The sequence below is a fragment of the Actinomadura hibisca NBRC 15177 genome (assembly GCF_001552635.1).
Lineage (GTDB): Bacteria > Actinomycetota > Actinomycetes > Streptosporangiales > Streptosporangiaceae > Spirillospora > Spirillospora hibisca.
Genome location: NZ_BCRO01000066.1, coordinates 22,517 through 41,819, shown reverse-complemented (window position 1 = coordinate 41,819; position 19,303 = coordinate 22,517). Strand labels below are relative to the sequence as shown.

Here is a 19,303-nt window from a genome sequence, read left to right as displayed (position 1 = left end):
CTCTGGGTAGGGAACGCGCCACATGGTGTGCGCGTTGGAGTAGGCAGTGGAGGGGAGTATCCCCGCGCGGCGGTTTCGTCAATACGGTCGGTCCGTGCCGACCCGGGCCGTCGGCCCGCGCATCAGGGCGGGAGAGACCTCCGGCATACAACCGAGCCGGAGGAGTCGCGTTGCACGTGTCCCCTTGGGTGTGGGCCCTGACGCTGGTCGGGATCCTCGCCGTCATTCTCATCGACCTGCTGGTCATCCACCGCAACGACACCCGGGAGTTCGACACCCGGCGCGCCGCCTTCTGGTCGGCGGTCTACATCTCGCTGGCGGTGGTGTTCGGCCTCGGCGTCTGGCTGTTCTCCGGCGGCGAGTACGCCGCCCAGTACTTCGGCGGCTTCGTCACCGAGAAGAGCCTGAGCGTCGACAACCTGTTCGTGTTCATGGTGATCCTGGCGCGCTTCGCGGTGCCCAAGCACGCCCAGCACAAGGTGCTGATGGCCGGGATCATCATCGCGCTGATCCTGCGCGGCGCGTTCATCGCCGTCGGCGCGGCCGCGATCTCCACCTTCACCTGGGTGTTCTTCATCTTCGGCGCGATCCTGATCTGGACCGCCATCGGGCTGGTGCGCGGCGACGACGAGGACGAGGAGTTCAAGGAGAACTTCCTGCTGCGCTGGGCCAAGCGGGTGCTGCCCACCAGCGACGACTACGACGGTGACAAGGCGTTCACCCGCAAGAACGGCCGCCGGATGGTCACGCCGCTGTTCATCGTGATGATCGCGATCGGCTCCACCGACGTGCTGTTCGCGCTGGACTCCATCCCGGCGATCTTCGGTCTGACCACCGAGCCCTACCTGGTGTTCACCGCCAACGCCTTCGCCCTGATGGGCCTGGTGCAGCTGTACTTCCTGCTGGGCGGCCTCACCGACCGGCTGGTCTACCTCGGCCACGGCCTGGCGTTCATCCTCGGCTTCATCGGCCTCAAGCTGATCTTCCACGCGCTGCACGAGTACGGCCAGCACTGGGCCCCGGAGATCCCGATCTGGCTGTCGCTGGCGGTCATCGCGGGCACCCTGGTCGCCGTCACCGTCGCCAGCCTGGCGGTCCCGCCGAAGAAGGCGGCGCCGAAGCCGGGCGAGCCGGTCGTGCCGGGCACCGAGAAGGGTGCCGGGAACGGCGCCGAAAAGGACGCCGGGGACGCCTCGGTCGAATCCGGCCGGGGCCCCGGCCGGGACGGTCCCGGCGAGGTGGATGCGCGCCGCCCGTGAGAGTAAGGTCACTGCCGCACACGACCAGAATGCTGTTCTAGAATCTGGGTCAATAGCGGTCTGAGAGAAGGTGACGCATGGCCATCGGGTTGACCGAGGAGCACGAGGCACTCGCCGATTCGGTACGCGGATTCGCCGAGCGCAACATCACCACGGCGGTCGTCCGGGCCGCCCTGGAGGCCGAGGGCGAGGCCCGGCCCCCGTTCTGGTCGGCCCTGGCCGAGCAGGGCCTGCTGGGCCTGCACCTGGACGAGGAGCAGGGCGGGCAGGGCTACGGCCTGCTGGAGCTCGCGGTGGTGCTGGAGGAGCTGGGCCGCGTCGCCGCGCCCGGCCCGTTCCTGCCGACCGTGCTGGCCAGCTCGGTGGTCAACGCCTCCAGCAACGCCAAGGCCCGCACCGAGCTGCTGCCGGTGTTGTCCGACGGCTCGAAGACGGGCGCGGTCGCGCTGGCCGGGGGCCTGACCGGCACCCGCGACAACGACGTGCTGACCGTCACCGGCAGTGCCGACACGGTGCTGGGCGCGAGCCTGGCCGACGTGCTGGTGCTACCGGTGGAGGTCGACGGGGCCACCGAGTGGGTCGCGGTCGACGCCGTCGACCTCACCGTCACGCCGGTGGAGAGCCTGGACCGGGTGCGCCGCGTCGCCAAGGTCGAGGCCGCCGGCGTCACCGTGGCCGCCGACCGCGTGCTGGACGGCCTCACCACCGGCCGCGTCCGCGACCTGGCCGCCGCGCTGTTCGGCGCGGAGGCCGCGGGCCTGGCGGGCTGGCTGGTCACCACCGCCGCCGAGTACGCGAAGGTGCGCGAGCAGTTCGGCCGCCCGATCGGCCAGTTCCAGGGCGTCAAGCACAAGGCCGCCCGCGCGCTGATCGCGCTGGAGCAGGCCCGCGCCGCCGCCTGGGACGCCGCCCGCGCCCTGGACGAGGGCGCCGAGGACGCCGGCTTCGCCGCCGCCGTCTCCGCCGTGATCGCCACCGACGCCGGGGTGCAGACCGCCCGCGACGCCATCCAGATCCTCGGCGGCATCGGCTTCACCTGGGAGCACGACGCGCACCTCTACCTGCGCCGCGCCCTCACCCTGCGGGCCCTGCTCGGCCCGGCCAAGGACTGGGCCGCCAAGGTGGCCGACCTCGCGCTGGCCGGTGGCCGCCGCGAGGTCGAGCTGGAGCTCGACGACGACACCCAGCCGCTGCGCGAGCGCATCCGCGCCGAGGTCGCCGAGCTGGCCGCGGTCGAGGACAAGACCGCCCGCAACCACAAGATGGGCGACGAGGGCTGGACCGTGCCGCACTTCCCCCAGCCCTGGGGACGCGGCGCCGGGCCGATCGAGCAGATCCTCATCCAGCAGGAGCTGCGGGCCGCCAAGGTCAAGGCCCCCAACCTGGTGATCGGCGCGTGGCTGGTGCCGTCGCTGGTCCGCTACGGCACCGAGGAGCAGAAGGAGCGCTTCCTGCGCCCCACGCTGCGCGGCGAGCTGGTGTGGTGCCAGCTGTTCTCCGAGCCCGGCGCGGGCTCCGACCTCGCCTCGTTGTCGATGAAGGCCGAGCGGGTCGAGGGCGGCTGGAAGCTCACCGGCCAGAAGATCTGGACCTCGGTGGCGCAGTTCGCCCAGTGGGGCTTCTGCATCGCCCGCACCAACCCCGACGCCGCCAAGCACGACGGCATCAGCTACTTCCTGGTGGACATGAAGGCCGAGGGCGTCGACGTCCGGCCGCTCAAGGAGCTGACCGGCGAGGCCATCTTCAACGAGGTGTTCCTCGACGGCGTGTTCGTGCCCGACGACTGCGTGGTCGGCGAGGTCGACAAGGGCTGGCAGGTCGCCCGCAACACCCTGTCCAACGAGCGGGTGTCGCTGTCCACCGGCGGCGGCATGGGCATGGGCGTGCCCGAGCTGCTGGACTTCTTCAAGGGCCGCGAGCTCGACCCGGTCGCCGCCGCCGAGGTCGGCAAGCTGGTCGCCCAGGGCCAGTCCATCGACCTGCTGGGCCTGCGCACCACCCTCAAGCAGCTCAACGGCGTCGAGCCGGGCGCCGAGGCGTCGGTGCGCAAGCTGCTGGGCGTGCAGTTCAACCAGGACGTGGCCGACTACTGCTGGGCGGCGCAGGGCGCGGCGGCCAGCACGGAGGTCACCATGGCCGAGAGCGGCATCGTGGCCCGCGCCATGTTGTTCAGCCGCGCGATGACGATCTACGGCGGCACCACCGAGGTGCAGCTGAACATCATCGGCGAGCGGCTGCTCGGCCTGCCCCGCGACCCCGAGCCGGGCAAGTAACGCCGTCACCGGGCCGTCCCGGCGTCCGCACGGGCGCCGGGACGGCATCGGGACGGCATCGGGGCGGCATCGGGGCGGCTCAGTCCCGCCGGGGGCGCAGCGTGAAGGTGACGTTCACCAGGACGATGCCCACCCACACGATGAGCAGCCCCGGCAGGTCGGCCTGCGCGACGCCGATGGCGCTCAGCGGGATGGCCGCCACCAGGGACACGATGGCCAGCGCCAGCCCCGCGTTCCGGTCGGCCGAGTCCTGCCGGGCGAGCCGCTTGGCGGCCTTCGCCCGGCGCGGCGCGCCGTCGGCGGCGCGGGCCTGGAGGGCCTCCTCGATGCGGTCCACGACCGTCTCCAGGAAGGCGTCGTCGTAGTCGGGGCCGAGCCCGAGTTCCTCGCGGGCGGCCACGGCCGCCTTCAGGTCCTCGCGGGGCAGGCGTGGAGTGGTCATGGTTCGGTTATAGGTCGGCGCACCCGTCCGGCACGACCCTCCAGAGGAGGAAACCGGCCATACCTCGCAGGGAGGAGGCCGGTCCGGATACGGTACCGATCGGTAAACTTTCGCTTCTTCCCCTCCCGGAGGTGCACGTGATCGTGCGGGCCCGATCGACCGTCTCCCTCGCCTGCACGGCCGTCGCCGCCGCGCTGCTGATCACCGCCTGCGGGGGCGGTGAGAAGAAGAAGGACGAGTCGGTCCCGGAGGCCAAGCCGACCAAGCTCGCCCCGGTGCCCCAGGTGCAGCCGGCGCAGGTGAAACCCCTGGTGGGCAAGTGGGTCAGCTCCGCCAAGGACTACTTCCAGTTCAAGAACGACGGCACCGGGGTGTGGATGAAGGAGAAGCAGACCCTGTGGAGCGGGCAGGCCATCCCCGAGGGGAACGGCAAGTTCCGCTTCTCCTGGCAGGGCGGCGACCCGAAGACCTCCTCCTACTGGGGCGTGACCGTCGCCGACGGCGGGAGCAAGCTGACCTTCGCGGGCACCAACCTGACCTACACGAAGGCCAAGGGATGACCGACCCGAGCGTGTTCGCCTCGCCCGCCGACGTGGACCGGCGGCTGGCCGAGGTCGACTACCTGGCCGACGACGCGATCGCCACCACCGTCTTCCTGGCGCAGGCCCTCGGCAAGCCGCTGCTGGTGGAGGGCCCGGCCGGGGTCGGCAAGACCGAGCTGGCCAAGGCCGTCGCGGCCGCCACCGGCTCGGAGCTGATCCGCCTGCAGTGCTACGAGGGCCTGGACGAGGCCCGCGCGCTGTACGAGTTCAACTACAAGAAGCAGCTGCTCGCCATCCAGGCGGCGAGCGGGGACCGGGCCTGGCAGGAGACCCACGACGACATCTTCGCCGAGGAGTTCCTGCTGGAGCGGCCGTTGCTGGCCGCGATCCGCCGCACCGGCCCGACCGTGCTGCTGATCGACGAGGCCGACAAGGCCGACGTCGAGGTGGAGGGACTGCTGCTGGAGGTGTTGTCGGACTTCCAGGTCACCATCCCCGAGCTCGGCACCGTCGGCGCGGTGCGCCGCCCGTTCGTGCTGATCACCTCCAACGCGGCGCGGGAGTTGTCGGAGGCGCTCAAGCGCCGCTGCCTGTACCTGCACCTGGACTACCCGGCCGCCGACCGCGAGCGCGACATCGTGCTGGCCCAGGTGCCCGGCATCGAGGCCGAGCTCGCCGAGCAGCTGGTGCGCACGGTCGGCACGCTGCGCGCCCTGGAGATCAAGAAGGCGCCGTCGATCGCCGAGACCGTGGACTGGGCGCGCACGCTGCTGGCGCTGGGCCTGGACGAGCTGGACGAGGCGGCCGTCGCGCGCACGCTGGGCGTGGTCCTCAAGCACGTGTCCGACCAGGAGCGCGCGACCAAGGAACTGGGCCTGCGGCCGTGAGAGACGGCGGCCCGCGAATGACGGACCTGCGGACGCGGAACGGGGCGTGACGATGGCGTCTCTGGTGGACCGGCACACCGCGTTCGTCGCCGCGCTGCGCGAGGCGGGCCTGCCGGTCTCGGTCGCCGAGGGCCTGGACGCGGTGCGCGCCATGCGGGTGGTCGACCTGCTCGACCGCGAGGCGCTGCGCGCGGCCTACGCCGCCACGCTGGTCAAGCGGCCCGCGCACCGGCCGCAGTTCGACATGTTGTTCGACCTGTGGTTCCCCGCGGCGCTCGGCGACGGCGCCGCGCACACCGCCGCCGGCCGGCCCGCCCGCACCCTGGACGGCGAGGGACGGCCCGTCCCGCCGCCGCTGGACCCGCTGGTGCAGGAGCGCCGCCGCGAGCTGGCCGACCTGCTGCTGCGCGGCGACGACGCGGGGTTGCGGCAGTTCGCCCGCAACGCCGTCGCCGAGTACGGGCAGACGCCGGGCCAGGAGTCGTGGTTCTCCTCCGGGGTGCTGCGCGCGCTGTCGCCCGAGACGCTGATGGCGGGCCTGCTCAACGCCGTGCTGAACGGCCAGGAGCGCGGCGGCATGGCCGAGCGGGTGGCGCGCCGCTCCTTCACCGACCGCATCGCCCGCTTCCAGGACCTGGTGGCCGCCGAGGTGCGCCGCCGCATCGCCGAGGACACCGGCGTCGAGCGCACCGCGCGCCTGTCGGTGCGGCCGCCGCTGGAGAAGCTGGACTTCAACCGCGCCGGACGCGCCGAGCTGGCGGCGCTGCGCCGCGAGGTGTACCCGCTGGCGCGGCGGCTGGCCGCGCGGCTGGTGCGGAAGCAGCGCGCCGGGGACCGGGGCCGCCTGGACTTCCGCCGCACCGTGCGCGCGTCGCTGGCCAGCGGGGGAGTGCCGCTGACCACCCGGCACCGGCCGCGCCGCCCGCACCGCCCCGAGCTGGTCATCCTGTGCGACGCCAGCGACTCGGTGTCGGCGTTCGCGCACTTCACGCTGCTGCTGACGTTCGCGCTGCGCGAGCAGTTCAGCAAGGTGCGGGCCTTCGCGTTCATCGACGCCACCGACGAGATCACCAAGTACTTCGCGCCGGGCGTGGACGTGGCCGACGCGATGACCCGGATGGCGGCCGAGGCCGACCTGGTGTGGATCACCGGCCGCAGCAACTACGGCCACGCCATCAAGGTCTTCGAGGACCGCTACGCCGACGCGGTCACCTCCCGGACGGCGCTGCTGGTCCTGGGCGACGCCCGCTCCAACTACGGCGAGCTGTCGCTGCCGGTCCTGCGCCGCCTCGCCGACCGCTCCCGCCACGCCTACTGGCTGAACCCCGAACCCCGCGCCCAGTGGGACACCGGCGACTCGGCCGCCTCCCGCTACGGCGAGATCGTGCCGATGCACGAATGCCGCAACCTGACCCAACTCGCCGCCTTCATCGAAGAACTGGCCTGACGGTCCCTGCGCGACCCGCACCGGCTGCTGGAGCCGCTGCGGACCTGAGCGGTGGGAGTGACGTTCCTCCCGTTACAGGTGTGATGTACGGAACAGTGGAGGTTACCGGCTAGTCTCCAGCCTCATGGAGATCGAGGAGGCGGCGCCGGTTCCCCTGCCGGTTCCGGCGCCCGGGGCCGGCCGGGTCGCCCGGCCGCCGCGCACCCCGTTCGGCTTCCTGTGGCGGCTGCTCGACGGCTCGCCCGAAGACTCCCGCGCCCGCATCGCCCGCCGCGCCCGCGTGCTGGTCACCGTCGCGACCGGCCTGGCCAACCTGGGCGGCGCGCTGGTGGTGCTGCTGTTCACCCTGGTCGTCCCCAACCCCGGCGGCGCGACCCCCGGCTGGCTGACCGAGCTCAATCTCTGGATCTTCGCGGCGTACGTGGTCGCGGCGGTGCCGGTCGGCCTGGTGCTCGGCGAACGTTTCTTCCGCCGGGTGCGCCGCCTGGTGGACCGGCACGCCGAGCCCGACCGCCGTGAGCGCGCGCTGCTGCTGTACGGGCCGGTGCGGCTGATGGCGGTGCACCTCACGCTGTGGGGCATCGGCACGGTCGGCTGGGTCGTGATCAACCTGCCGTTCTCCGCGCTGCTGGCGGTCAAGCTGGGCCTGACCAGCCTGCTGGGCGGCCTCACCACCTGCACCATCGTCTACCTGCTCACCGAGCGCATGTTGCGCCGCGCGGTCACCACGGCGCTGGCGTCGGGCGTGCCGCAGCGCACCGGGCTGCCGGGCGTGGTCGCCCGCTCGGTGCTGGCCTGGGCGCTGGGCACGGCGGTGCCGATCCTGGGCCTGATGGTGCTGGCGGTCGGCTCGTTCCTCATCGCCGAGGTCGACCTGTCGCAGTTCGCGCTGGCGGTGCTGGCGCTCGGCGGCACCGCGCTGGTCGTCGGCTTCGGCGTCACCTACGGCGCGGCCCGCGCCATCGCCGACCCGGTGGAGTCGGTGCGGCTCGGCCTCGCCCGGGTGGAGCACGGCGACCTGGAGGTGCAGGTCCCGGTCTACGACGCCAGCGAGGTCGGGCTGCTCCAGGCCGGGTTCAACCACATGGCCGCCGGGCTGCGCGAGCACGCCCGCCTCCAGGACCTGTTCGGCCGCCAGGTCGGCACGGACGTCGCCCGGGTCGCGCTGGAGCACGGCGTGGACCTGGGCGGCGAGCAGCGCGAGGTCGCGGTGATCTTCGTGGACATCATCGGCTCCACCCGGCTGGCCGCCGACCGGCCGCCCACCGAGGTCGTCACGCTGCTCAACGCCTTCTTCGCGGTGGTGGTCGAGGTGATCGGCCGGCACGGCGGCTGGATCAACAAGTTCGAGGGCGACGCCGCCCTGGCGATCTTCGGGGCGCCGCTGGCGCTGGAGGGCGCGGCGGCCCGCGCCCTGGCCGCCTCCCGCGAGCTGGCCGAGCGGCTGCGCACCGAGGTGCCGGGGCTGCGCGCGGCGGTGGGCGTGTCGGCGGGCGAGGCCGTCGCCGGGCACATCGGCGCCGAGGAGCGGTTCGAGTACACCGTGATCGGCGACCCGGTGAACGAGGCCGCCCGCCTCACCGACCTGGCCAAGACCACCCCGGACCTGGTGCTGGCCTCGGGCACGGTGGTGGAGGCCGCCGGCGCGGAGGAAGGCGCCCGCTGGTCGCTGGGCGAGGAGGTCACGCTGCGCGGACGCACGAAGGCGACCCGCCTGGCCTCGCCCCGCCGCGTCGTCGACCGCGTGCCGCAACCGGCCGTCGAACTGTAGGCCAGGAGCGGTGGGTCAGGAGCGGCCGGGACGCGCCGAGTGTCGCGCCGCCCGCGTCCCGTTGCAGGCCGGGGAGTGGTCAGGGCGCGCCCAGCGTCGCTCCGCGCAGCGTGGTGTAGAACGGCGACTTGGCGAACCCCGGGCCCGTCTCCTCGCCGATGTAGACGTCGGCGTGGTGCTCGCCGCCGTATCCGGGACGGAACACGTCGGTCACCGTCCAGTCGGCCTTGCGGAAGGCGTCGCACACCCTGGCGGGGATCGCCTTGCCGTTGGGCGTCCGGCCGCAGTCGGTGACGGTGAAGCGCTGCCCGCGCGCCAGCACGTCCTTGTCGGCCGCCGCCGACCCCCACGCGCGCAGCGGCCGCGCGCCCGAGTCGCGGGTCGTGGTGTCCAGCCACCAGCCGACGCTGTGCGACCAGTTCAGATACCGGCCCTGGTGCGGACCCGCCGTGATACGGCCGCTGCCCTCGATCTTGATGATCTTCAGGAAGTCGGCCGGGTAGGAGCCGAGCGGCGTCTTCCCCCATGAGCAGTGCAGCTTGGGGCAGCCCCGCACCGGCGTCGGCTTGCCGCCGTGGAACGACTGGACGGCGGTGTAGTAGGTGGTGATCCGCCAGGAGCGGGGCTTGCCGAGCGGCTTCAACGGCCGGTCGTCCCGCTCGGCGACCGCCGCCCCCGGCGAGGTGGTCGGGAAGACGGAGGGCGGGACGCTCGCGGGGGCCGACGCCGGTGCGGTGGCCCTCGGCGGCGGCACGTTCAGCGCCCCCGCCCCGGTGGAGGCGCCGGAGGCGGTGCCGCACCCGGCGAGCGCCAGGCAGGCCGTCACGACTGCGGCTTGCGGTCCCTTGGGCCGCATCCCACCTCCCAGATCGCCGGACCCCCGTGGCCCCGGATTCGGATCAAGGGGACACTATGCCGCACCACCGCCCGGCGTCTCGTCTTCCGGCGGTGATAGCCCCATCGGGTCATATCCGGCAGGACAGGTTCGTCTGGCCCCAGGGAGATACAGAACGGGCGGCGGCCCCAGGAGAAAGGGGCCGCCGCCTCGTTCCCGGGCCGGTCAGTGGCCGCGTGCGATCCACTCGTCGAGGTGCGGGGCCTCGTCGCCGATCGTCGTGCTGTCGCCGTGCCCGGTCCGCACGACGGTGTCGGGCGGCAGGGTGAGCAGCCGCTCGCGGATCGACTCGATGATGGTCGGGAAGTCCGAGAACGACCGGCCGGTGGCCCCCGGACCGCCCTGGAAGAGCGTGTCGCCGGAGAACACCGTGCCCAGCGCCGGGGCGTGCAGGCACACCGCGCCGGGGGAGTGGCCGGGGGTGTGCAGCACCGTCAGGTCCACGCCCGCGACCGAGAGGGTCTGGCCGTCGGCCAGTTCGGCGGTCGGCTCGATGTCGGGGTGCTTCTGCTTCCAGAGCATCAGGTCGTCGGGGTGCAGCAGGACGGGCGCGCCGGTCCGGGCGGACAGGGCGGGCGCGGCGTCGACGTGGTCGTCGTGCCCGTGCGTGGACACGATCGCCACCAGCCGCCGGTCGCCCACGGCGGCGGCGATGGCGTCGGCGTCGTGCGCGGCGTCGATCACCAGGCACTCGGCGTCGTCGCCGACGATCCACACGTTGTTGTCCACCTCCCAGGTGCCGCCGTCCAGCGAGAAGGTGCCGGAGGTGACCAGGTGCTCGACGCGGGCGGCCATCACAGCACCACCACCGAGCGCAGCACGTCGCCGTGGTGCATCTTGTCGAAGGCGGCCTCGACGCCGTCCAGGCCGATGGTCTCGGTGACGAACGCCTCCAGGTCGAGGCGGCCCTGCAGGTACAGGTCGATCAGCATGGGGAAGTCGCGCGAGGGCAGGCAGTCGCCGTACCAGGAGGACTTCAGCGCCCCGCCCCGGCCGAACACGTCCAGCAGCGGCAGTTCCAGCTTCATCTCCGGGGTGGGCACCCCGACCAGCACCACGGTCCCGGCGAGGTCGCGGGCGTAGAACGCCTGCTCGTAGGTGGCGGGGAGGCCGACGGCGTCGATCACCACGTCCGCGCCGAACCCGCCGGTCAGCTCCCGCACCGCTTCCACCACGTCGGTGTCCTTGGCGTGGACGGTGTGGGTCGCGCCCAGCCCGGTGGCGGTGGTCAGCTTGCGCTCGTCCAGGTCGATCGCGATGATCTTGGCGGCCCCGGCCAGGCGCGCGCCCAGCACGGCCGCCGCGCCGACGCCGCCGCAGCCGATCACCGCCACGCTGTCACCGCGCCCCACGCCGCCGGTGTTGATGGCGGCCCCGAGCCCGGCCATCACGCCGCAGCCCAGCAGTCCCGCGACCTCGGGCTTGGCGGCGGGATCGACCTTGGTGCACTGCCCGGCGGCCACCAGCGTCTTGTCCGCGAACGCCCCGATGCCCAGCGCGGGCGACAGTTCGGTGCCGTCGGCCAGGGTCATCTTCTGCGTGGCGTTGTGGGTGTTGAAGCAGTACCAGGGACGTCCGCGCAGGCAGGCGCGACACTGCCCGCACACCGCCCGCCAGTTCAGCACCACGAAGTCGCCCGGCGCGACCTCGGTGACGCCCGCGCCGACGCTCTCCACGATCCCGGCCGCCTCGTGGCCCAGCAGGAAGGGGAACTCGTCGTTGATGCCGCCCTCGCGGTAGTGCAGGTCGGTGTGGCACACCCCGCACGCCTGCACCTGCACCACCGCCTCGCCCGGCCCCGGGTCGGGGATGGTGATCGTCTCGATGCGGACCGGTTCCCCCCTGCCCGGTGCGATCACTCCGCGTACCTGCTGCGCCATCGTCGCCGCCCTTTCCGTCGCGTTCCGTCGCGTTCGCCTCCCTCCGACCCTAAGGGAGATCAGGGGGCTGACGATGTCACTTCGTTTACTGTAGTTTGGTCTGACCTGGCCGGACGAGCCGGGGAGAGGGGGCGGGATGGTGCTCGCGTTGTCGGCGTCGCCCGGGTACTGGCAGGACCGTCCACCGGAGGAGGCCCTCCGCACGGCGGCGGCCGCCGACCGGCTGGACTACGGCGGACTGTGGCTCGGCGAGATGGCCACCTACGACGTCTTCGCCCTGGCCACCGCCGTCGCCCAGCGGACCGAGCGCATCCCGCTGACGCTCGGGCCCCTCGCCGTCGCCGTCCGCGACCCCATGTCCATCGCGCGCGGCGTGGCGTCGGTCGCCGCGCTGACCGGCCGCCGCGTGGACGTGGCGATCGGCAGCTCCAGCCCCGTCGTCGTGGGGGAGTGGCACGGCCGCGACGGCTCCCGTCCCGGCGTCCGGCTGCGCGAGACCGCCACCGCGCTGCGCGCCTTCCTGGACGGCGAGAAGGTCAGCCAGGACGGCGAGGTCGTCCGCACCCGCGGCTACCGGCTGCGGCTGCCCGCGCCCGCGTCGGGGCTGACCGTCGCCGCGTTCGGGCCCGCCGCCGTCCGCACCGCCGCCCGGCACGCCGACCGCATGGTGCTCAACCTGATCACGCCCGCGTCCGCCGCCGCGCTGACCGCCGCGATGCGCGCCGAGGCCGCCGCCGCCGGACGCCCCGCGCCCCGCGTGGCGGTGTGGGCGACCGCCGCCGCCGACCCGACGCCCGAGGCGCTGGAGCAGATCCGCCGGGGCGTCGTCGGCTACCTGGCCCAGCCCGGCTACGGCGAGATGTTCGCCGAGGCGGGCTTCGGCGAGGTCGTGGAGTTCGCCCGCACCCGGCCGCACCCGCGCGAGCTGCTGGCGGCGGTGCCGCCCGAGCTGCCCGCCGCCGTCGGCCTGGTGGGGGACACCGCCGCGATCGGCGACCGGATCGCCGAGTACGCGGCCGCCGGAGTGGACGAGATCGTCGTCATCGCCGCCAGCACCGGCGGCGACCCCGGCGGCGCACGGACCCTGGAAGCGGTCAGGCCGCTCGCCTGACGACCCGCTGGGAGGAAGAGATGGGCGCACGGAAGCTGCACCCGCCCGCACGGGTGGCCGAATACACCGCCGCCGGATGGTGGGGCGACGACACGCTGGACGCGCTGTTCCGCGAACGTGTCCGCGAGGCCCCGGACCGGCTCGCGATCGTCGACCCGGCCAACAAGGCCGACCTGGTCGGCCGCCCGCCGCGCCGCCTGACCTGGGCGGAGCTGGACGCCGAGGCCGGCCGGCTCGCCGCCGTCCTGCTGCGGCACGGCCTCGGCCAGGGCGACGTGGTGGGCGTGCAGCTGCCCAACACCGTCGAGCAGGTCGCCCTCTACCTGGCGTGCTGGCGGCTCGGCGTGATCGTCTCGCCGCTGCCGGTCCAGTACCGCGAGCACGAGACGACGCAGCTCGCCCGCCTGGCCGGGTTCGTCGCGCACGTCACCGTCGCCGACTTCGGCGGCCGTCCCATCGCGGCCGAGGTCGCCGGGCTCGACCTGCCGGACCTGCGCCTGGTCCTGGCCTACGGCGACGACCTCCCGCCCGGCGTGGTCTCCCTCGACGCCGAACTCGCCGAGCCCTGCGACGTCTCGGAAGTCGCCGCCTACGCGGCCGCCCATCCCGCCGACCCCAACGACTGCGTCACCATCTGCTGGACCTCCGGCACCGAGAGCACCCCGAAGGGCGTGCCGCGCTGCCACAACGACTGGCTCGCCATCGCCGCCGTGTGCCGGGACGCGCCCCGCATGACCCGCGACGACGTGCTGCTCAACCCGTTCCCGGTGGTGAACATGGCGGGGTTCGCCGGGATCTTCCTGCCGTGGCTGACGGTCGGCTGCGTGTTCGTCCAGCACCACCCGTTCGACCTGCCGACCTTCCTCGGCCAGGTGCAGCGCGAGCGCGTCACCTACACCGTCGCCGCGCCCGCGCTGCTGAACATGCTGCTGGCCCGCGAGGACGTGCTCAAGACCGTCGACATCTCCTCGTTGACCCGGATCGGCTCGGGTTCGGCCCCGCTGTCCCCGGCGATGGTGCGCGGCTGGCAGGAGCGGCACGGCATCGGCGTCATCAACTTCTTCGGCTCCAACGAGGGCGCCGGGATGCTCACCGACCCCTACGAGGTGCCCGACCCCGACGACCGCGCCCGCTACTTCCCGCGCTACGGCGTGCCGGGCGTGCGGTGGGCCGCCCGCGCCAACGAGTGGACGACCATGCGCGTGGTGGACCTGCTCACCGAGGAGGACATCACCGAGCCGGGCCGCCCCGGCGAGCTGCGCCTCAAGGGCCCGCAGATCTTCGCCGGGTACCTGAACGGTTCGGAGCTGGCCAGCCCGTTCGACGAGCGGGGCTTCCTGAAGAGCGGCGACATCTTCGAAATCGCGGGCGACCGGGGCCAGTTCATCCGCTACGTCGACCGGGCCAAGGACCTGGTCATCCGGGGCGGCATGAACATCGCCGCCGCCGAGCTGGAGGGCCTGATCGCCCAGCATCCGGCGGTCACGGAGGTCGCCGTCGTCGGCTATCCCGACCAGGTGCTCGGCGAGCGGATCTGCGCGGTCGCCGTCCTGGCCGAAGGGGCGACGTTGACGCTGGAGGAGCTGGTGGAGTTCCTGCGCGGCCTGCACATCGCCTCCTACAAGCTGCCCGAGCGGCTGGAGATCCGCGACGCGCTGCCCCGCAACCCCGTCGGCAAGATCCTCAAGCGGGAGCTGCGCGCGAGCGTGTAGGGCCCAGGGAACGGCCGGGTCAGAGGCGTTCGAGCAGCACCGCGACGCCCAGCCCGGCCGCTCCGCTCACCGCCGCCACCCCGTAACGGCCGTCGCGGCGCTCCAGCTCGTCCACGCAGCCGCCCACCATGACGGCCCCGGTCGCGCCGAACGCGTGCCCCATGGCGATCGTGCCGCCGTTGGGGTTGAGGCGGTCGGGCCCGGCGTCCAGGTCGCGGCGCAGCCGCAGGCACAACGCCGCGAACGCCTCGGCGAACTCGAACACGTCGATGTCGGCCGGGCGCAACCCCGCCTTGGCGATCACCTTCTCGACCGCCGCCTGCCCCGCCGTCAGCATGATCACCGGGTCCGTGGCCACGGCCGCCGACGCCACGACGCGGGCGCGCGGCCGCAACCCCGTCGCCTCGGCCGCCGCCGCGTCGCCCAGCAGCACCAGCGCCGCGCCGTCGGCCAGCGCCGGGGATGTCCCGACCGTGTGCAGGTGCCGGATCTCGCCCGCCTCGGGGTGCGCCGCCAGGGCGATCGCGTCCTGCCCGTCCGCGCCCAGACCCGCGAACGCCGGTTCCAGGGCGGCCAGCGACTCCAGCGTGGTGCCGGGACGGACCAGCTCGTCGCGGTCGAGCCCGGCCACCGGCACGACGCCGCGCGCGAACGCGCCGTCCGCCCACGCCTTGGCCGCCTTCTCCTGCGTCTCCACGCCGTACGCGTCGAGCCGGTCGCGCGTCCAGCCCTCCAGGGTCGCGTTCAGGTCGGCCGCGACGCCCATGTGCACCGAGCCGATCCGCCGGATCACCTCCGGGTCGCAGAACAGCGGGCCGCCGTCGCTGAACATCGGCACCCGGGAGGTGCTCTCCACCCCGCCCGCCACCGCCAGCCCCAGGTCACCCGCCCTGATCCGGGCGGCGGTCTGCGCGACCGCGTCCACGCCCGAGGCGCAGAACCGGTTGAGGGTCGCGCCGGGCACGGCGTCGCCCCAGCCCGCCAGCAGCGTGGCGGTGCGGGCGAGGTTCGCGCCCTGCTCGCCGACCTGGGAGGCGGTGCCGATCACCACGTCCTCGACGGCGGCCGGGTCCAGGCCGGTGCGCGCGGCGAGGGCGCGCTGGAGGGCGACGACCAGCTCCACCGGGCCCGTGCCGTGCAGCGCGCCGCGCCGCGAGCCCTTGCCGCGCGGGGTGCGCACGTAGTCCAGGACGTAGGCGTCGGAAGTCATCGGGGCCGCCCTCTCGGCTAGTAACTCTGTTAGTTGTAGTATCGCATGACAGGACACACCACGGGAGGCGTCGATGGGACGGACCGACATCTGGGTGCTGGGCGGTCACCAGACCGACTTCGCCCGCAACTGGGCGCGGGCCGGGCTGGAGTTCGCCGACCTCACCCGCGAGGTCGTGGACGGCACGCTCGCCGCCGCCGGGATCGCCCCGGCCGACGTCGAGGTGATCCACCTCGGCAACGCCTTCGGGCAGCTGTTCACCGGCCAGGGCCAGCTCGGCGGGATGCCCGCCACCGTCGAGCCGGGCCTGTGGGGCGTGCCCGCCGCCCGCCACGAGGCCGCCTGCGCGTCCGGCGGCGTCGCGGTGCTGGCGGCCATGGCCGAGCTGGAGGCGGGACGCTACGACTGCGCGCTGGTGCTCGGCGTGGAGCTGGAGAAGACCGTGCCCGGCGACGAGGCCGCGCGCCACCTCGGCGCGGCGGCCTGGACGGGCCACGAGGGACAGGACGCCACCTTCATGTGGCCCCACATGTTCAGCGAACTGGCCGACGAGTACGACCGCCGCTACGGCCTCAACGACGATCACCTGCACGCCATCGCCGAGCTGAACATCCGCAACGCCCGCGCCAACCCCAACGCCCAGACGCGCGGCTGGACGTTCCCCGACGCCGCCTTCACCGCCGACGACGAGGCCAACCCCCTGGTGGAGGGCCGCGTGCGCCGCCAGGACTGCAGCCAGATGACCGACGGCGGCGCGGGCGTCGTCCTGGTCACGAGCCGCTGGCTGGCCGACCACCCCGAGGCCGCGCGGGGCCGCAAGCTAGCCCGCGTCTCCGGCTGGGGCCACCGCACCGTCGGCCTGCCGCTGCGGCAGAAGTTCGAGCGCAGCGCCGACGACGCCTACGTGCTGCCGCACGTCAGGCAGGCCGTGCTGGACGCGTTCGGCCGCGCCGGGATCGGCGGCGTGGACGACCTGGACGGCATCGAGACCCACGACTGCTTCTCGATGTCGGAGTACATGGCGATCGACCACTTCGGCATCACCGGCCCCGGCGAGGGCTGGAAGGCCGTCGAGAACGGCGAGCTGGAGATCGGCGGCCGCGTCCCCGTCAACGCCAGCGGCGGCCTCATCGGCGGCGGCCACCCGGTCGGCGCGACCGGCGTCCGGATGCTCCTGGACGCGAGCCGCCAGGTCACCGGCACCGCCGGGGACTACCAGATCGAGGGCGCCCGCCGGATCGGCACGCTCAACATCGGCGGCAGCACGACCACCACCGTCAGCCTGGTCGTCGAGGAGGGCACCGATGGACGTTGAGATCGTGGGGCGGGCCCTGGCCACCCTCCCCGAGGACGACGACCACCCCTACCGCACCGGCCCCTGGCGGCCGCAGACCACCGAGTGGCGCGCCGACGACCTCACGGTGATCGAGGGCGAGGTCCCCGCCGACCTCGACGGCGTCTACCTGCGCAACACCGAGAACCCGGTGCACCCCGCCATCCGCCTCTACCACCCCTTCGACGGCGACGGCATGGTCCACGTCGTCGGGTTCCGCGACGGCAGGGCGTTCTACCGCAACCGGTTCGTCCGCACCGACGGCTTCCTCGCCGAGCAGGAGGCGGGGGAGTCGTTGTGGGCCGGGATCGCCGACCGTCCCGCGCTGTCCAAGCGCCCCGGCGGCTGGGGCGCGCGCACGCGCATGAAGGACGCCTCCAGCACCGACATCGTCGTCCACAACGGCCACGCCCTGTCCAGCTTCTGGCAGTGCGGCGACCTCTACAAGCTCGACCCCCTGACGCTCGACACCGTCGGCAAGGCGGCCTGGGGCGGCGGCTTCCCGTCCGACTGGGGCGTGTCGGCGCACACCAAGACCGACGACCACACCGGCGAGCTGCTGTTCTTCAGCTACTCCACCGAGGCCCCCTACCTGCGCTACGGCGTGGTGGACGGCCAGGACCGGCTGGCGCACTTCACCGACGTCCCGCTGCCGGGCGCGCGCCTGCCGCACGACATGGCCTTCACCGAGAACTACGCCATCTTCAACGACTTCCCCCTGTTCTGGGAGCCGGACCTGCTCGCCCAGGGCAAGTACGCCTCGCGCTTCCACCCCGAGCTGCCGAGCCGCTTCGGCGTCATGCCGAGGCGCGGCGACGCTTCCCAGATCCGCTGGTTCGAGGCCGACCCGACCTACGTGCTGCACTTCGCCAACGCCTACGAGGACGGCGACGAGATCGTCATCGACGGCTTCTTCCAGGGTTGCCCCGAACCGCCCGACCCCAAGGGCGAGGGCGTCTACCAGCGCATGTTCCGCTTCCTGGCGCTGGAGCGGATGCAGACCCACCTGCACCGCTGGCGGCTGAACCTCGCCACCGGCCAGGTGAAGGAGGAGCGGCTGAGCGAGCGCTACACCGAGTTCGGGATGATCAACCCCGCGCACGGCGGCCGCCCCTACCGCTACACCTACGCCGCCACGCAGAAGCCGGGCTGGTTCCTGTTCGACGGCATCGTCAAGCACGACACCGCGACCGGCCACCAGGAGCGGTACGCGCTGCCCGAGGGCGTCTACGGCAGCGAGACCGCCATGGCGCCACGCGTGGGCGGCGCCGCCGAGGACGACGGCTACCTCATTACACTGACCACCGACATGAACACCGACACCTCCGAGTGCCTGGTGTTCGACGCGGCGCGGCTCACCGACGGCCCGGTGGCCCGCCTGCGGCTCCCCGAACGGATCTCCAGCGGGACCCACTCCGCCTGGGCGCCCGGCTCGGCGCTGCCGCGCTGGCGCGAGACCGACGCCGCCGCCGAGGCGGTGGGGCTCTAGAAGGGGAGACCGCTTGGACGAGGCGACGCCGACCCCGCTGCCCGAGGGCGGCGAGAACGCCATCGGCGTCACCCTGGGCCTGATGGGCGACGAGTGGACGCTGCTCATCCTGCGCTACGCCCACCAGGGCGTGCGCCGCTACGCCGACTGGCGCGAGCGCCTGCCCATCTCCGACTCGGTCCTGGCGGCCCGGCTGGCGCTGCTGACCGCGCAGGGCCTGCTGGAGCGCACCGCCTACCAGCGGCGGCCCCTGCGGTACGAGTACCGCCTCACCCGCAGGGGCCGGGAGTTCTGGCCGGTGCTGGTGGCGATCTGGGCCTGGGAGCACCGCTGGGTCGAGGGGCGCGACGCGTCGTTGCCGTGGATGCGGCACGCCGTCTGCGGCCGTCACATGCAGCCGCGGATGGCGTGCGCGGCGTGCGGCGAGACGGTCGAGCCGCGCGACGTGGCCAGCCGCCTCGGCCCGAGCGGGGGCGGCGGGCGGTCGGTCCCGGCCGCCGCCACCCGCCGACGTTCGGGGGCCGCCGCCGGGGCCGGGGCCGGGGCGGGCCTGTTCCCCGAGACGATGGCGCTGATCGGCAACCGCTGGTCGGTGATGATGCTGGGCGCGGCGTTCCTCGGGGCGCACCGGTTCGGCGAGTTCCGGCAGATGATGGGCGCGCCCCCGGCGATGGTCTCCGACCGGCTGCGCACCTTCACCGGCCTGGGCGTGCTGGCGGGCGAGCCCAGCGCCGACCGCGCCGACTGGACCTCCTACCGGCTCACCGCCAAGGGCCGCGCGTTCTTCCCCGTCGTGATGACCGCGATCGACTGGGGGCAGCGGTGGTTCCGCGCCCCCGACGGGCCCGCGCTGGAGTCGGTGCACCGCGCGTGCGGCCGCCCGTTCGGGCCGCGCCTGGTCTGCGACGGTTGCGGCGGCGCGCTCGCCGAGCACGACGTCCTGGTCGAGGAGGCCCCCGCCGGGGCCACCGGCCGCTGAGGCCCGCTACCTGACGGGCAGCCGGTGCCCCTCCCGGGGGTGAGGCGGCAGATCACCATCGGGCGCGATGCCG

General features: G+C 73.5%; 16 protein-coding genes. 11 read left to right on the top strand and 5 right to left on the bottom strand.

Features of this window, described 5'->3' with window-relative positions:
- The first annotated feature begins 170 nt into the window (after nucleotides 1–170).
- Entirely contained in the window at nucleotides 171–1,259 is a 1,089-nt protein-coding gene (locus AH6_RS28335; RefSeq protein ID WP_067485893.1) for a TerC family protein, read from the top strand.
- Nucleotides 1,260–1,336: 77 nt separating this feature from the next.
- The gene (locus AH6_RS28330) at nucleotides 1,337–3,532 is read left to right on the top strand and encodes an acyl-CoA dehydrogenase family protein (RefSeq protein WP_067485891.1); all 2,196 of its coding nucleotides are present in this window, start codon (nucleotides 1,337–1,339) and stop codon (nucleotides 3,530–3,532) included.
- A 79-nt stretch (nucleotides 3,533–3,611) separates the two neighbouring features.
- On the opposite strand, the gene AH6_RS28325 is transcribed toward AH6_RS28330, so the two are convergent.
- Nucleotides 3,612–3,974: a hypothetical protein gene (locus AH6_RS28325; RefSeq protein WP_067485889.1), complete on the bottom strand. Its 363-nt coding sequence runs from the start codon at nucleotides 3,972–3,974 to the stop codon at nucleotides 3,612–3,614.
- 143 nt (nucleotides 3,975–4,117) lie between these two features.
- Between AH6_RS28325 and AH6_RS28320 the strand changes: the two genes are divergently transcribed.
- From AH6_RS28320 to AH6_RS28305, 4 genes are all read left to right on the top strand, one after another.
- A complete protein-coding gene (locus AH6_RS28320) occupies nucleotides 4,118–4,534 on the top strand; it encodes a hypothetical protein (protein ID WP_067485914.1) in 417 nt (138 codons plus the stop codon).
- A complete protein-coding gene (locus AH6_RS28315) occupies nucleotides 4,531–5,403 on the top strand; it encodes an AAA family ATPase (RefSeq protein WP_067485887.1) in 873 nt (290 codons plus the stop codon). The genes AH6_RS28320 and AH6_RS28315 overlap by 4 nt, the downstream gene beginning before the upstream one ends.
- A 52-nt stretch (nucleotides 5,404–5,455) precedes the next feature.
- Nucleotides 5,456–6,850 (top strand): vWA domain-containing protein, encoded by a 1,395-nt coding sequence (locus tag AH6_RS28310; RefSeq protein WP_067485885.1) that lies wholly within the window; start codon nucleotides 5,456–5,458, stop codon nucleotides 6,848–6,850.
- A gap of 124 nt (nucleotides 6,851–6,974) precedes the next feature.
- Nucleotides 6,975–8,621 carry an adenylate/guanylate cyclase domain-containing protein gene (locus AH6_RS28305; RefSeq protein WP_083983545.1) on the top strand — a complete coding sequence of 549 codons (1,647 nt, stop codon included), beginning with the start codon at nucleotides 6,975–6,977 and terminating at the stop codon, nucleotides 8,619–8,621.
- 79 nt (nucleotides 8,622–8,700) lie between these two features.
- On the opposite strand, the gene AH6_RS28300 is transcribed toward AH6_RS28305, so the two are convergent.
- The 3 genes from AH6_RS28300 to AH6_RS28290 all read right to left on the bottom strand — a co-directional run bounded on the left by AH6_RS28300 (nucleotide 8,701) and on the right by AH6_RS28290 (nucleotide 11,396).
- Nucleotides 8,701–9,477, bottom strand: coding sequence for a hypothetical protein (locus AH6_RS28300; RefSeq protein ID WP_067485883.1), 777 nt, complete (start codon nucleotides 9,475–9,477; stop codon nucleotides 8,701–8,703).
- Between the two features lie 204 nt (nucleotides 9,478–9,681).
- Entirely contained in the window at nucleotides 9,682–10,314 is a 633-nt protein-coding gene (locus AH6_RS28295; RefSeq protein ID WP_218005952.1) for an MBL fold metallo-hydrolase, read from the bottom strand.
- Complete coding sequence (locus AH6_RS28290) at nucleotides 10,311–11,396, bottom strand: S-(hydroxymethyl)mycothiol dehydrogenase (RefSeq protein WP_067485879.1); 1,086 nt, start codon at nucleotides 11,394–11,396, stop codon at nucleotides 10,311–10,313. Before AH6_RS28290 ends, AH6_RS28295 begins: the two co-directional genes overlap by 4 nt.
- A 136-nt stretch (nucleotides 11,397–11,532) precedes the next feature.
- Between AH6_RS28290 and AH6_RS28285 the strand changes: the two genes are divergently transcribed.
- On the top strand, nucleotides 11,533–12,507 hold the full coding sequence (locus tag AH6_RS28285; protein WP_067485877.1) for an LLM class F420-dependent oxidoreductase: 975 nt from the start codon (nucleotides 11,533–11,535) through the stop codon (nucleotides 12,505–12,507).
- A gap of 20 nt (nucleotides 12,508–12,527) precedes the next feature.
- Nucleotides 12,528–14,219 (top strand): class I adenylate-forming enzyme family protein, encoded by a 1,692-nt coding sequence (locus tag AH6_RS28280; RefSeq protein ID WP_067485875.1) that lies wholly within the window; start codon nucleotides 12,528–12,530, stop codon nucleotides 14,217–14,219.
- Between the two features lie 19 nt (nucleotides 14,220–14,238).
- Here the strand turns inward: AH6_RS28280 and AH6_RS28275 are convergent, their stop codons facing one another.
- Nucleotides 14,239–15,429, bottom strand: coding sequence for an acetyl-CoA C-acyltransferase (locus AH6_RS28275; RefSeq protein WP_067485873.1), 1,191 nt, complete (start codon nucleotides 15,427–15,429; stop codon nucleotides 14,239–14,241).
- A gap of 73 nt (nucleotides 15,430–15,502) precedes the next feature.
- On the opposite strand from AH6_RS28275, the gene AH6_RS28270 reads away from it, so the two are divergent.
- Genes AH6_RS28270 through AH6_RS28260 form a run of 3 tightly spaced genes read left to right on the top strand, consistent with a single transcriptional unit; the run spans nucleotide 15,503 to nucleotide 19,230 of the window.
- Nucleotides 15,503–16,744 (top strand): acetyl-CoA acetyltransferase, encoded by a 1,242-nt coding sequence (locus AH6_RS28270; protein ID WP_067485871.1) that lies wholly within the window; start codon nucleotides 15,503–15,505, stop codon nucleotides 16,742–16,744.
- Nucleotides 16,734–18,251 (top strand): carotenoid oxygenase family protein, encoded by a 1,518-nt coding sequence (locus AH6_RS28265; RefSeq protein WP_067485869.1) that lies wholly within the window; start codon nucleotides 16,734–16,736, stop codon nucleotides 18,249–18,251. Before AH6_RS28270 ends, AH6_RS28265 begins: the two co-directional genes overlap by 11 nt.
- 13 nt (nucleotides 18,252–18,264) lie before the next feature.
- Nucleotides 18,265–19,230 carry a winged helix-turn-helix transcriptional regulator gene (locus tag AH6_RS28260; protein WP_067485867.1) on the top strand — a complete coding sequence of 322 codons (966 nt, stop codon included), beginning with the start codon at nucleotides 18,265–18,267 and terminating at the stop codon, nucleotides 19,228–19,230.
- Nucleotides 19,231–19,303: the final 73 nt, after the last annotated feature.

Excerpts from the sequence above, each read along its gene's own strand:
- AH6_RS28330 (WP_067485891.1), top strand. The coding sequence starts at position 1,337 with ATGGCCATCGGGTTGACCGAGGAGCACGAGGCACTCGCCGATTCGGTA.
- AH6_RS28325 (WP_067485889.1), bottom strand. The coding sequence starts at position 3,974 with ATGACCACTCCACGCCTGCCCCGCGAGGACCTGAAGGCGGCCGTGGCC.
- AH6_RS28315 (WP_067485887.1), top strand. The coding sequence starts at position 4,531 with ATGACCGACCCGAGCGTGTTCGCCTCGCCCGCCGACGTGGACCGGCGG.
- AH6_RS28310 (WP_067485885.1), top strand. The coding sequence starts at position 5,456 with ATGGCGTCTCTGGTGGACCGGCACACCGCGTTCGTCGCCGCGCTGCGC.
- AH6_RS28305 (WP_083983545.1), top strand. The coding sequence starts at position 6,975 with ATGGAGATCGAGGAGGCGGCGCCGGTTCCCCTGCCGGTTCCGGCGCCC.
- AH6_RS28300 (WP_067485883.1), bottom strand. The coding sequence starts at position 9,477 with ATGCGGCCCAAGGGACCGCAAGCCGCAGTCGTGACGGCCTGCCTGGCG.
- AH6_RS28290 (WP_067485879.1), bottom strand. The coding sequence starts at position 11,396 with ATGGCGCAGCAGGTACGCGGAGTGATCGCACCGGGCAGGGGGGAACCG.
- AH6_RS28285 (WP_067485877.1), top strand. The coding sequence starts at position 11,533 with ATGGTGCTCGCGTTGTCGGCGTCGCCCGGGTACTGGCAGGACCGTCCA.
- AH6_RS28280 (WP_067485875.1), top strand. The coding sequence starts at position 12,528 with ATGGGCGCACGGAAGCTGCACCCGCCCGCACGGGTGGCCGAATACACC.
- AH6_RS28275 (WP_067485873.1), bottom strand. The coding sequence starts at position 15,429 with ATGACTTCCGACGCCTACGTCCTGGACTACGTGCGCACCCCGCGCGGC.
- AH6_RS28270 (WP_067485871.1), top strand. The coding sequence starts at position 15,503 with ATGGGACGGACCGACATCTGGGTGCTGGGCGGTCACCAGACCGACTTC.
- AH6_RS28265 (WP_067485869.1), top strand. The coding sequence starts at position 16,734 with ATGGACGTTGAGATCGTGGGGCGGGCCCTGGCCACCCTCCCCGAGGAC.